The 12607-nt window shown below is 63.7% G+C and carries 13 protein-coding genes; 11 read left to right on the plus strand and 2 right to left on the minus strand.

Features of this window, described 5'->3' with window-relative positions; all coding sequences use genetic code 11:
- The first annotated feature begins 11 nt into the window (after positions 1 to 11).
- The 7 genes from trpA (at position 12) to GTP44_RS09865 (ending at position 7541) form a co-directional block, all read left to right on the plus strand.
- The gene (gene trpA / locus GTP44_RS09835; protein WP_161019295.1) at positions 12 to 809 is read left to right on the plus strand and encodes a tryptophan synthase subunit alpha; all 798 of its coding nucleotides are present in this window, start codon (positions 12 to 14) and stop codon (positions 807 to 809) included.
- 157 nt (positions 810 to 966) lie between these two features.
- Complete coding sequence (accD, locus tag GTP44_RS09840; protein WP_160991558.1) at positions 967 to 1839, plus strand: acetyl-CoA carboxylase, carboxyltransferase subunit beta; 873 nt, start codon at positions 967 to 969, stop codon at positions 1837 to 1839.
- Positions 1840 to 1919: 80 nt separating this feature from the next.
- Entirely contained in the window at positions 1920 to 3209 is a 1290-nt protein-coding gene (gene folC, locus GTP44_RS09845; protein WP_161019296.1) for a bifunctional tetrahydrofolate synthase/dihydrofolate synthase, read from the plus strand.
- Positions 3210 to 3231: 22 nt separating this feature from the next.
- On the plus strand, positions 3232 to 4227 hold the full coding sequence (locus GTP44_RS09850; RefSeq protein ID WP_161019297.1) for an SPOR domain-containing protein: 996 nt from the start codon (positions 3232 to 3234) through the stop codon (positions 4225 to 4227).
- A 1-nt stretch (position 4228) separates the two neighbouring features.
- Positions 4229 to 4717 (plus strand): CvpA family protein, encoded by a 489-nt coding sequence (locus GTP44_RS09855; RefSeq protein ID WP_161019298.1) that lies wholly within the window; start codon positions 4229 to 4231, stop codon positions 4715 to 4717.
- Between the two features lie 50 nt (positions 4718 to 4767).
- Positions 4768 to 6294, plus strand: coding sequence for an amidophosphoribosyltransferase (gene purF, locus GTP44_RS09860; protein ID WP_160991562.1), 1527 nt, complete (start codon positions 4768 to 4770; stop codon positions 6292 to 6294).
- Positions 6295 to 6296: 2 nt separating this feature from the next.
- A complete protein-coding gene (locus GTP44_RS09865; RefSeq protein WP_161019299.1) occupies positions 6297 to 7541 on the plus strand; it encodes a cystathionine gamma-synthase family protein in 1245 nt (414 codons plus the stop codon).
- Positions 7542 to 7556: 15 nt separating this feature from the next.
- Here the strand turns inward: GTP44_RS09865 and lexA are convergent, their stop codons facing one another.
- Complete coding sequence (gene lexA, locus GTP44_RS09870; RefSeq protein ID WP_160991564.1) at positions 7557 to 8195, minus strand: transcriptional repressor LexA; 639 nt, start codon at positions 8193 to 8195, stop codon at positions 7557 to 7559.
- 91 nt (positions 8196 to 8286) lie between these two features.
- Entirely contained in the window at positions 8287 to 10896 is a 2610-nt protein-coding gene (locus GTP44_RS09875; RefSeq protein WP_202424041.1) for a DUF5695 domain-containing protein, read from the minus strand.
- Between the two features lie 150 nt (positions 10897 to 11046).
- On the opposite strand from GTP44_RS09875, the gene rpsF reads away from it, so the two are divergent.
- The 4 genes from rpsF to rplI are packed head-to-tail and all read left to right on the plus strand — an operon-like array spanning position 11047 to position 12544.
- Positions 11047 to 11430 (plus strand): 30S ribosomal protein S6, encoded by a 384-nt coding sequence (gene rpsF, locus GTP44_RS09880; RefSeq protein WP_160991565.1) that lies wholly within the window; start codon positions 11047 to 11049, stop codon positions 11428 to 11430.
- 22 nt (positions 11431 to 11452) lie between these two features.
- Positions 11453 to 11758, plus strand: a complete 306-nt coding sequence (gene priB / locus GTP44_RS09885) for a primosomal replication protein N (RefSeq protein ID WP_160991668.1) — start codon at positions 11453 to 11455, stop codon at positions 11756 to 11758.
- Between the two features lie 15 nt (positions 11759 to 11773).
- Positions 11774 to 12064 (plus strand): 30S ribosomal protein S18, encoded by a 291-nt coding sequence (rpsR, locus tag GTP44_RS09890; protein WP_090176193.1) that lies wholly within the window; start codon positions 11774 to 11776, stop codon positions 12062 to 12064.
- A 27-nt stretch (positions 12065 to 12091) separates the two neighbouring features.
- Positions 12092 to 12544 (plus strand): 50S ribosomal protein L9, encoded by a 453-nt coding sequence (gene rplI / locus GTP44_RS09895; protein WP_160991566.1) that lies wholly within the window; start codon positions 12092 to 12094, stop codon positions 12542 to 12544.
- Positions 12545 to 12607: the final 63 nt, after the last annotated feature.

Here is a 12607-nt window from a genome sequence, read left to right on the forward strand (position 1 = left end):
GGAAACCGACAATGTCCAACATCGCAGCAACCTTCAGCGCTTTGAAAGCGCACAATAAAACCGCGCTCGTCACCTTCATCACCGCCGGCGATCCGGGGCGTGAATCGACCGTGCCGCTGATGCACGCCCTGGTGGCCGGCGGCGCCGACATCATCGAACTGGGCGTGCCGTTTTCCGACCCGATGGCCGAAGGCCCGGTGATCCAGCGTGCCTGTGAACGCGCGCTGGCGAACGGCGTCGGCATCAAGGACGTGTTCGGCTACGTGGCCGAGTTCCGCAAGACCAACCAGACCACGCCGGTGGTGTTGATGGGCTACGCCAACCCGATCGAGCGCATCGGCGCCGCCGAGTTCATCGCCCAGTCGGTGGCGGTGGGCGCGGATGGTGCGATCGTGGTCGATTATCCGCCGGAAGAGTGCGAAGAGTTCGCCGCCGCCATGCGCGCGGCCGGGCTCGACCTGATCTTCCTGCTGGCGCCGACCTCGACCGAGCAGCGCATCGAGCAGGTGGCCAAGGTCGGCGGCGGCTTCAGCTACTACGTGTCGCTGAAAGGCGTGACCGGTGCCGGCAATATCGACGTGGCCGATGTTGCCAATCGCCTGCAAGGCATACGCAAGCACGTGAAATTGCCGGTGGGCGTGGGCTTTGGCATCCGTGACGGCGCCACCGCGCGCGCCGTGGCCGAGGTGGCGGACGCCGTGGTGATCGGCAGCCGCATCATTCAGGAAATCGAAACCGCCGGCAAGGACGGCGCCGTCGCCGCCGTACAAGCCTTCACCACCGCCATCCGCACCGCCCTCGACGCCTGACACGTCCGCCAGGGGCGCTATCGCAGCGCCCTTGAAATTTCCACAAATTTGACTATGTTGAAACAATGTCTATTCAGTAGTGGAATTCCTCTAAAGTTCGACAGGGGGGCGAGAAACGGCTACACTTCGGGCCACAAGTAAGCTGCAAGGAGAATTTATGAGTTGGTTGGAAAAACTGCTGCCCCCACGTATCCAGCGCTCCGACGCCGGCGCCCGCAAGACCATGCCGGAAGGCCTGTGGGTCAAATGTCCGTCGTGCGAGGCCGTGCTGTACCGCACCGACCTGGAGTCGAACCTGCACGTCTGCCCGAAATGCGACCACCACATGCGCATCCGCGCGCGCGAACGCCTCGACAGCCTGTTCGACGCCGGCGGCCGTTATGAAATCGGCATGGATACCCTGCCGGTCGATACGCTGAAGTTCAAAGATAGCAAGAAATACCCGGACCGCCTGAAACAGGCGATGGAAGCCACCGGCGAGACCGACGCGCTGATCGTCATGGGAGGCTCGATCATGAGCCTGCCGGCCGTGGTGGCGTGCTTCGAGTTCGAATTCATGGGCGGCTCGATGGGCTCCGTGGTCGGCGAGCGCTTCGTGCGCGGCGCGCAAGTGGCGCTGGAGCAGAAGGTGCCGTTTATTTGCATCACCGCCACCGGCGGCGCCCGCATGCAGGAGGGCTTGTTGTCGCTGATGCAGATGGCGAAGACCACCGCCATGCTGACCAAATTGTCGGAAAAGAAACTGCCGTTCATCAGCGTGCTGACCGATCCGACCATGGGCGGCGTGTCGGCCTCGTTCGCCTTCATGGGCGACGTGGTGATCGCCGAGCCGAAAGCGCTGATCGGCTTCGCCGGTCCGCGCGTGATCGAGAACACCGTGCGCGAGAAACTGCCGGAAGGTTTCCAGCGCGCCGAGTTCCTGGTGACCAAAGGCGCGGTGGACATGATCGTCGACCGTCGCAAGATGCGCGAAGAAATCGCCCGTCTGCTGGCCCTGTTGCAAAATCAGCCGGTGGAAGTGCTGGCCTAAAAGCGGCCACGCTCTCACGCGACGGCGCGCAATCGGATATCATCCGGCCTGCGCGCCGTTTTCATTTCAGAAGTCACATCATGTCGAACCTCCCCACCACTTTGCCCGCCTGGCTTGCGCTGCTTGAATCGCGCCATGCCGAAACCGTCATCAACATGGGCCTGGACCGCGTTCTCGCCGTCAAGGAACGGTTGCAGCTGAGCTTCAACTGCCCGGTCATCATGGTGGCCGGCACCAACGGCAAGGGTTCGACCTGCGCCATGCTGGAATCGGTGTTGATGCGCGCCGGCTACAAGGTCGGCCTGTACATCAAGCCGCACTTCCTCGACTTCAACGAACGCGCCCGCGTCAATGGCGACCTGGCCAGCGACGCAACACTGGTGGCTGCCTTCAACGCGGTCGAGGCGGCGCGCGGCGATACGTCGCTGACGTACTTCGAGTTCACCACGCTGGCCATCATGAAGCTGCTGTCGGAAGCCGGCATGGATGTGGTGATCCTGGAGGTGGGCCTGGGCGGCCGCCTGGACGCGGTCAACATCGTCGATGCCGACGTGTCGATCGTCACCAGTGTCGACATCGACCACACCGACTATCTGGGCGACACGCGCGAGAAGATCGGCTTCGAGAAAGCCGGTATCTTCCGCGCCGGCAAAACCGCGATCTGCTCCGACCCGGTGCCGCCACAGGCGCTGATCGACCATGCCGAAGCCATCGGCGCCGACCTGTGGCTGATGGGCCGCGACTTCAACTACGCCGGCGACAAGCAGCAGTGGAGCTACGGCGGCCGCAACCAGCGCCGCAATTCGCTGGCGTATCCGAGCCTGCGCGGCGCCAACCAGATCCTCAACGCCTGCGCCGCGTTGGCCGCGCTGGAAGCGCTGAAACTGGATCTGCCGGTCGGCGCGCAGGAAGTGCGTACCGGCCTGGTCACGGTTGAACTGCCGGGCCGCTTCCAGGTGCTGCCGGGCCGTCCGACCATCATCCTCGATGTCGCCCACAATCCGCACGCCGCCGCCGCGCTGAACCAGAATCTCGGCAACATGGGCTTCCACCGCTACACCTACGCCGTGTTCGGCTCCATGCACGACAAGGATATCGACGGCGTGATCGCCGCCATGTCCGAGCACGTCGATCACTGGTGCCTGGCGACGCTGCCGTCGCCGCGCTCGGCCAGCGCCGCGGAACTGGCCGCCAAGGTGCAACTGGTGCAGCCGGAGCGCGATGAACGCACCATCACCGTGTTCGACGATCCCGCCGCCGCGTACGCAAATGCCATCAGCCGGGCCGGTGAGGATGATAGAATTGTGGTCTTTGGATCTTTCCTGACCGTCGCCGGTGTCATGGCGGCGCGAAAATCCTCACTCCACTGAACGCACAGGACTGAAATCACGCATGGGCTTGTTCTCGAAATCTGGCAAAAACAAGCAAGACGCTGGTCAAGACAGCGGTTACTACACCAGCGCGGATGACCAGGCGTTGTCGGAGCGCGCCCGCGCCAAACGCGCCTCGTCGGGCGACGCTCCGCGCCGCCGCACGCGCGACCGCGAGGACGACGATCCGGTGTTGCCTGAAAAGAAACGCGCGCGCCGCCGCCTGGTGGGCGCCATCATGCTGGCGCTGGGTGTCGCCGTCGGCCTGCCGATGCTGCTCGACTCCGAGCCGAAGCAATTGTCGTCCGACATCGACATCAAAATCCCCGCCAAGGACAAGCCGCTGACGCAAGCCGCGCCGGCCGCGCCGGTGCCCGCCACCGCCGCGCTGGACAGCAAGGAAGAAATCGTCGAGGACGTCAAGCCGGCCGCCAAGCCGGCGCCGTCGCCCGCCGCCGCCGCGCCGGTCGTGGCCGCCGTGGACAACACCAAGGCCGACGCCGACGCCAAAGCCAAGGCGGACGCCAAAGCCGAGGCGCAGGCGAAAGCGCTGGCGGACGCCAAGGCCGAACGCGAGCAGAAGGCCCGCCTCGACGCCGAACACAAGCAGGAACAGGAGCGCAAGCAGGCCGAGGCCAAAGCCGAGGCCCGACTGAAAGCCGAAAAACAGGAAGCCGAGCGCAAGCTGGCCGACGCCAAGGCCAAGGCCGCCGACAAGCCGGCCGACACCAAGCCGGCGGCCAAGAATGAAGACGCGCGCGCGCTGGCCATCCTCGAAGGCAAGCCGGCGGCGACGGCGGAGAAATTCGTGCTGCAGGTGGCCGCGCTGAGCGACCAGGCCAAGGTCGAGGAACTGCGCGCCAAGCTGAAAGCCGGTGGCATCAGCTCGTTCACGCAGAAAACCGCGTCGGGCATCACCCGGGTGCGCGTGGGACCGTTCAGCAGCAAGGAAGAGGCCGAGAAGGTCAAGGCCAAGCTGAGCGGCATGGGCCTGGAAGGCCGCCTGGAAACCGTCTGACGTGACGCTCTTCGACTACCTGGTGATGTTCGTCATGGTCACCTCGGTCATCATCGGCCTGGTGCGCGGACTGGTGAAGGAAGTGCTGTCGGTGCTGAGCTGGATCATCGCCTTCGTGGTGGCCAACGCCTACGCCGCGCAACTGGCGCACATGCTGCCGGCGGCGGTGCCGGGCGAGGTGCTGCGGCTGATCGTCGCCTTTATCGCGCTGTTTATCGGCGCGCGGATTTTAATGGGCCTGTTGTCGCTGGCGCTGGACGCCTTGCTGGACGCGGGCGGCCTGAGCTTCATCGACCGCGCGCTGGGCGCCGTGTTCGGTGTCGCGCGCGGGCTTGTAATTGTGTTGGCAGCCGTCATCTTGAGTGGGATGACCTCGCTGCCGCGACAGGATTTCTGGAAGCACGCGGCCACCAGCCCCTACGCCGAGCAAGGCGTGCGCATGGTCAAGCCGTTTCTTCCCGCTGCGGTGTCGCAGCATGTGAATTTTTGAGTTCTTTAAATCTGCGTTTTTAATCTGTAGTCCAGTCCAGGAGCACCATCATGTGTGGCATTGTCGGCGTCGTTTCCCATCAACCTGTCAACCAAATGCTGTATGACGCCTTGTTGCTGTTGCAACATCGCGGCCAGGATGCGGCGGGTATCGCGACCAATCACAGCAGCATGTTCGCCATGCACAAGGCCAACGGTCTGGTGCGCGACGTGTTCCGCACCCGTAACATGCGCACGCTGCAAGGCAATTCCGGTATCGGCCACTGCCGTTACCCGACCGCCGGCTCGTCGAGCGAGGAAGAAGCGCAGCCGTTCTACGTCAACGCGCCGTTCGGCATCACGCTGGCGCATAACGGCAACCTGACCAACTGGGAACAGCTCAAGAAAGAGATGTTCGAGAATGACCGCCGCCACATCAATACCGACTCCGATTCGGAAGTGCTGCTGAACGTGCTGGCGCATGAAATCGAGAAGGCCACGGTGGGCATCTCGATCGACGCCGACACCATTTTCAACGCCGTGGCCGTGCTGCACCGCCGGGTGCGTGGCGGTTACGCCGCCGTGGCGCAGATCGCCGGCGTTGGTCTGCTGGCGTTCCGCGACCCGTTCGGCATCCGTCCGCTGTGCCTGGGCATCAACGAGAGCCCGGAAGGCACCGAATACCTGATTGCCTCGGAATCGGTGGCGCTGGAAGGCATGGGCTTCCGCTTCGTGCGCGACATCGCGCCGGGCGAAGCGGTGTTCATCGACGCCAACAAGCAGCTGCATGCGCGCCAGTGCGCCGACCATCCTTCGCTGAATCCATGCGTGTTCGAATACGTGTATCTGGCCCGTCCGGATTCGGTGATCGACGGCGCCTCGGTGTACGCCACCCGCCTGAAAATGGGCGAGTACCTGGCCGAGAAGATCAAGCGCGAACTGAAAGGGATGAAGATCGATGTCGTCATGCCGATTCCGGATTCGTCGCGGCCGGCGGCGATCCAGCTGGCGCTGGCGCTGAACGTGGAATACCGCGAAGGCTTCATCAAGAACCGCTACATCGGCCGGACCTTCATCATGCCGGGCCAGGCCGCGCGTAAAAAATCCGTGCGCCAGAAGCTGAACGCGATTCCGGACGAATTCAAGGGCAAGGTGGTGCTGCTGGTGGACGACTCGATCGTGCGTGGCACCACCAGCCGCGAGATCGTGCAGATGGCGCGCGACTCGGGCGCGACCAAGGTGATCTTCGCCTCGGCGGCGCCACCGGTGATCTACCCGAACGTGTATGGCATCGACATGCCGACCCGCGACGAACTGATCGCCCACGGCCGCACCGTGGAAGAGGTGTGCCGCGAGATCACCGCCGACGCGCTGGTGTATCAGGACATCGACGCGCTCAAGCGCGCCATCTCGGACGTCAATCCGGCGCTGACCAGTTTCGAGGCGTCGTGCTTCGACGGCGTGTACGTGACCGGCGACGTGACCCGCGAGTATCTGGATAAACTGGAATACGAGCGTCATCATCCGACCAAGGCGGCCGCGCCGGAAGACGCCGGACGCTCGCAGCTGAACCTGAACCTGGCCGCCAGCGAAGCGTAACCATGAACGAAAAGAAGCACTACGGTTTCACCACCACCATTCTGCACAGCGACCGCCAGAAGGGCATCGAGCACGGCTCGCTGCACAAGCCGATCCACACCTCGGTCGCCTTCGGCTACGCCGATGCGCGCCAGCTGGCGTCGGTATTCCAGGGCAAGGAGCCGGGCTTCCGCTACGGCCGCCAGGGCAACCCGACCATCTCGGCGCTGGAGGAAAAGGTCAACCAGATGGAGCAGGGCGTCGGCACCATCTGCTTCGCCACCGGCATGGGCGCGATCGGCGCCGTGGTGCAGGCGTTGCTGCGCACCGGCGACCATGTGGTGTCGTCGTCCTTCCTGTTCGGCAACACCAACAGCCTGTGGCAGACCGCCATGAGCCAGGGCATCGGCGTGTCCTTCGTCGACGCCACCGACGTCGCCAACGTCGAGGCGGCGATCACCGACAACACCCGCGTGGTGTTCGTCGAAACCATCGCCAATCCGCGCACGCAAGTGGCGGACCTGAAGCGTATCGGCGAACTGTGCAAGGCGCGCGGCATCTTGTACGTGGTCGACAACACCATGACCACGCCCTATCTGTTCCAGCCGAAAACGGTGCACGCCGGCCTGGTGGTCAATGCGCTGACCAAGTCGATCGGCGGCCACGGTAACGCGCTCGGCGGCAGCCTCACCGACACCGGGGCCTACGACTGGACCCGTTTCCCGAACATCTACGAGAACTACAAGAAGGCCGCGCCGTTGCAGTGGGGACTGGCGCAGATCCGCGCCAAGGCGCTGCGCGATTTCGGTTCCTCGCTGGCGCCGGACGCCGCGCACCACATCGCGGTCGGCGCCGAAACGCTGGCGCTGCGCATGCAGCGCACCACCACCAACGCGCTGGCGCTGGCCGAGATGCTGGAAAAAGATGAGCGTGTGGCCGCGGTCCACTACCCGGGTCTGAAGTCGCACGCGCAGCACGGCATCAGCGCGGAACTGTTCCGCGCCCATGGTTCGCTGCTGAGTTTTGAGCTGAAGGATGGTCTGGACTGCTTCGACTTCCTGAACCGCCTGAAGCTGGCGATTCCGGCCTCGAACCTGGGTGACAACCGCACCCTGATCATTCCCGTCGCGCACACCATCTTCTACGAGATGGGCGCGGAACGGCGCGCGTCGATGGGCATTGCCGAGTCGCTGATCCGCGTCTCGGTCGGCATCGAAGACACCGACGATCTGCTGGACGACTTTTGCACCGCCCTCGAAGGCTGCTAAGTCACGACGGTCGGTTTAATGCCAGGTGCGCATCAAGCCGACCGCCAGGCCTTCCAGCGCAAACTCTTCCGCTTCCGGATCGACCTTGATGATCTTGAAGTCCGGATTCTCCGGCAGCAGCTCGATGGTGGCGCCGGTCTTGCGGTAGCGCTTGACCGTCACTTCGCTGCCGATGCGGGCGACGACGATCTGGCCGTTCTTGGCGCTATCGACCTTTTTTACCGCCAGCAAGTCGCCGTCCATGATGCCGGCGTCGCGCATCGACTCGCCGCGCACTTTCAGCAGATAGTCCGGTTTGGCGGCGAACATCGCCGGATCGACGCTGTAGCTGGTTTCCAGATTTTCCTGCGCCAGCATCGGCGAGCCGGCGGCCACGCGGCCGATCAGCGGCAGTGACATCATCAGCGCGCCCGGCATCTTCGGCGTGGCCGGTTCGGCGTGCACGCCCAGCAGGCGGATGCCGCGCGAGGTGCCGGCGGCGATTTCGATCGCGCCCTTGCGCGCCAGCGCCTGCAAATGTTCCTCGGCGGCGTTGGCGGACTTGAAGCCCAGTTCGGCGGCGATCTCGGCGCGGGTCGGCGGGAAGCCGGTGTTTTCGATGGCGTCCTTGATCAGATTCAGGATTTGTTCCTGGCGTGCGGTGAGCTTAAGCATGTGTTCGGTAGCCTGTGGATATAGACAGTCTGTATTTTTGTACAGTACGCGCTGAAATGCAAGGGTATTTGTTGCATCGGGCGAAATAATTTCATCTTGTCCAAGTGGTTGGCGTGTCGCCCAGCGTGACCGAGTGCTCGCTGCGCGCGCCGTCGCGCTCAACGATCACGCGCGCGCTCGGCGTGTTGGGTGTGCGCGGCGCGAGCCGCAGCGTGATGGCGCCGCTGCGCTGGTCGATGTCGGCGCCGGCGATTTTGCCCGCCTCCAGCGTGATCCAGGTTTGGTTCGGCGCGTAGAACAGGCGCGTGCGGGCGCTGTCCTTGGGCGTGATGTGCAGCTTGCCGTTGTCGTCGCGCAGGTTGGCGCCGAAGGCCAGCCAGCCGAAGGTCGGGTCGTTGACCACGTAGGTGGCGCTGGCGTAGGCGTGGCCGTAGAAGCCCATGCCGTAGTCGCCGCTGTAGGCGTCCCAGCGCATCATGTCCGGCCAGGCGTGGAAGGCGGCCGAGGCAAAGCCCTGCTGATCGATGTTGGTGATGCCGCCCAGCAGCCCGCCATACGCGATGCGCAGCAGGTGCAGATCGGAGGGGTTGGCGCGGAAGGCCGAGAACAGCGGCACCGCGTTCAGCGTCGAGCCGTAGTGATGGATCTGGCGCTCGATGCGTTTGGTCTTGCCGCCATACAGGAAGTCCCAGTAGCGGCGGGCGTTGCCGTTGTAGCCCCAACTGGGCATGGTCGGGTCGTAGCCGAGGATGACTTCGCGGGTGATGTCGGCCTGCTTCTGATAACCGAAGTGGCGCATCCACGCGTAGACCTCGGCCTGGCCGGTGGAGTCCCAGGCCATCTCGCTGCCGAATGGATAGGTCAGCGTGCGCCAGTGGTCGGCGCGCCGCTTCATCAGCGTTTCCATGTTGGCGGCTTCGGCTTGCAGGCCTTCGCGTTGCAGGTCCTTGAGGATATCGACAAAGACGTCGCCTTCCATCAGGCCAAACTGCGCGTATTCGGGCGCGTCGCGCATCATCGCCACCGTGGTCTGGTAAGCGCGCTGCAGATACCAGCGCCAGTCGTGCGTGGTGACCAGGCCGGTGTGGTTGCGTGCCAGACGGTAGAGGACCCAGTGGCCGATGGCGACGTGCGGATAGTTGTAGGCGCGGCCGAGGTCGTCCGCATCCTTCTTCTTCCACGAAGTCCAGGTCTTCCAGTCCTGCTGCGGATCGTAGTACCCGGGGAAGGCTTGCGGATCGTAATAGAACAGGCTTTTGCGGACGGCGCCGGCGTGCGGGCCATCGGCCACCTGCAGTTTGCCGACCACGGTCTCGTTGATCAGGCGTTCCAGCTTGGCCACTTCGGCGGCGTCGGGATTGTCGAGCTGCTTCATGATGGCGGCGACCCAGCTGCCGGCGCCGCCCTCATCGCTCATGCCGGAGATCCACACGCGGGTGTCGTCGGTGACGATGCGTTGGGCGTCGTTGTCGTAGGTGAGGATGGCGGGCGCGCGCTTGAACGGATCGTTGTTGTCGTCGAACCACTGCCGCGTGGTGGCGAAGCGGCCAAGGTCGCCCACCGCCTGCTCCAGCGGCTTGGTGATGAAGTAGCTGATGGTTTGCACACTGCTGTCGGCATACGTAATGCTGAGCCGCGCCGGGCCCCATCCCTGGGCCTGCACCGCATAGCGCTGCCAGCCTCTCGCGGCGGCGCTGGCCGGCGCCGCCACCGGCGTGACGCGCAGCGCGCCGGCCGGTTCGCTGGCGATGGCGCTGACTTTCTGCGACGCATGCAGGAACAGCGTGGCCTCCAGATCGGTTGGTACGACGTAGCCCGGAACGCCGACCGCGACCGGGCGCTGCCGTTGAATCAGCGTCTGCTCGATGGCGCGGATCGACGGCGCGGTGACCAGGCGCACGCCGATCTCGCGCCGCTCGCCGGGCGCCAGCGTCAGGCTGGTCGGCTGGTTCCACTGTTCGCCGGCCTGCTTCCAGTCGGTTTCGGCATAGGCCTTGCTGGCAACGGTCCAATCGTAGAAGCCCTCGGCGGTCTGTGCGCGCCGGCTGCCATCGTCGATCGGGCGCCAGGCCTCCAGCGGCGTGCGGCCATCGGGCAGCACCAGCAGGGCGGGGCCTTGGCCGTTCAGACGCGTGACCTGCACATAGCCGGCGTCGCGGCCGATGTAGGGATCGGCAAAGCTGGCGCTGGCGTGCGCCTGTTCCAGCGAGCGGTCGGTGATGATATTGTCGAACACCATTGGCATGCCGAGGCCGCCGATCTCGACGCTCTGCGCCGCGCGGTTAATCAGCGTAAAGCGCAGCACCAGCGCGCCCTTGTCGCTGAGCCAGCGGCGCTCCACCGTCAGCGGCAGATCGGCGCCCAGCGAGGCGCTGATGTCGGCCGCCGCCAACGCGCCGGCAGCCGGCAGCACACGCACCGGCCGGCGGGCCGGTGACGACGAAAAAGCCCGCCAAGCGCCGTCGCCAACGCGCAGCCGCAAGTTCAGGTCACCGACATGGGCAAACCCATCGCCGCTGCGCTCCGCCGCCCGGGCGCCAGGCACAAAATCGAAGGCCGGATCGCCGACCGGCGTCAGCCGGGCCAGCGTTTGCGACTCCGCGCGCAGCGCGAACAGCCATTGCGGCGTGCTATAGGCGCGGTCGGCGGCAAGGGCGGGGAGGGCAAGCAGAGCGGCGACCGCGGCAGCGAATAGTTTCATGAGCAATCCTGTTGGAAGTGCAACCATTGTAACCCCGGTTTTTTTGCTGGCGCCGTGGTTAAAAAAGTGATATAGTCGCGGGCTTACCTCTTCCCACACCTGTCTTGACGCCAGGGTGGGCTATTTATCAAGTCCTTAAGGGAGTTATACATGCGTCACTACGAAATCGTATTTATCGTCCACCCGGACCAGAGCGAGCAAGTGCCCGCGATGATCGAACGTTACAAAACCACCGTAACGACCCGCGGCGGCAACGTTCACCGTGTTGAAGACTGGGGCCGCCGTCAAATGGCTTACCCAATCCAGAAACTGGCTAAAGCGCACTACATCTGCCTGAACATCGAAGCCGACAACGAAACCCTGGTCGAGCTGGAAACCGCATTCAAATTCAATGATGCCGTTCTGCGTCACCTGACCGTCAAGATGAAGAAAGCGGAAACCGCTCCTTCGCCGATGATGAAGTCGGTACAACGCGAAGATGCAGCGAAATCGCATCGCGCCGAAGCCCCAGCAGCCGCTCCAGCCGCCGCTTGATTTGTTCTGAGAAGGAACCGCGCTGAACCAGCTCCAGTTCATCGCCCTCATCGCCGAGCGGGATGCAATCCGTTACACCCCGGCCGGCATGCCGATCGTCAATGCTGTACTCCAGCACCGGTCGCAGCAGATGGAGGCGGGCATCGCCCGGTTGACCGAGTTTGAAGTGTCCGCAGTCGCTGCGGGCGAGCTTTCAACCCGGTTCAGCCAGACGCCGCTGGCAGGCCTGTACCAGTTCTCCGGTTTCCTCAGCAAAAAAAGCCGCAATAGCAAAAGCCTGGTGTTTCACATCATTGATTTTAGTGCTGTCCCAGACAGCTCAATTTAAATACAGGAGCCTCAAATGGCATTCGGTAAAAAGTTCGACAAAAACAAGCTCAAGCTGAAAGAAAAGCGTAAGCAACAAAACCCACTGTTCAAGCGCAAGAAGTTCTGCCGCTTCACCGCCGCTGGCGTGGAACAAGTGGACTACAAAGACGTAGACACCCTGAAGGACTTCGTCCAGGAAAATGGCAAGATCATGCCAGCACGTCTGACCGGCACCAAAGCGCACTACCAGCGTCAAGTTGACACCGCGATCAAACGCGCCCGTTATCTGGCCCTGCTGCCGTACACCGATCTGCACAACGCTTAATCGCGGCAGAACCTCTGGAGAAGAACTATGCAAATCATTCTGTTGGAAAAAGTTGTCAACCTGGGCAACCTGGGTGAAGTCGTTAAAGTTAAAGACGGCTACGCACGTAACTTCCTGATCCCGCAAAAAATGGCTCGCCGCGCCACCGCCGCCGCCATCGAGGAATTCGAAGTCAAACGCGCTGAACTGGAAAAAGCCGCTGCCGCCAAACTGGCCGCTGCCCAAGCTCAAGGCGAGAAACTGAACGGCATGACCGTCACCGTGTCGCAGAAAGCCGGCGTTGATGGCCGTCTGTTCGGTTCGGTTACCAACTTCGACATCGCCGAAGCCCTGAGCAAAGCCGGTTTCGCGGTTGAAAAAGCGGCCGTGCGCATGCCAACCGGCCCGCTGAAAACCACCGGCGAATTCCCGGTCAGCGTCGCGCTGCACACCGACGTGGTGGTGGAAGTGACCGTTGCCGTCGTGGGCGAAGCCGCCTAAGACTGGATCGGGCGGCAACGCCTGTCTGGTTTGCAACACCCTTGAAAAGCCGGGCTTAGCCCC

The organism is Duganella lactea, from assembly GCF_009857505.1.
Classification (GTDB): domain Bacteria; phylum Pseudomonadota; class Gammaproteobacteria; order Burkholderiales; family Burkholderiaceae_D; genus Rugamonas; species Rugamonas lactea.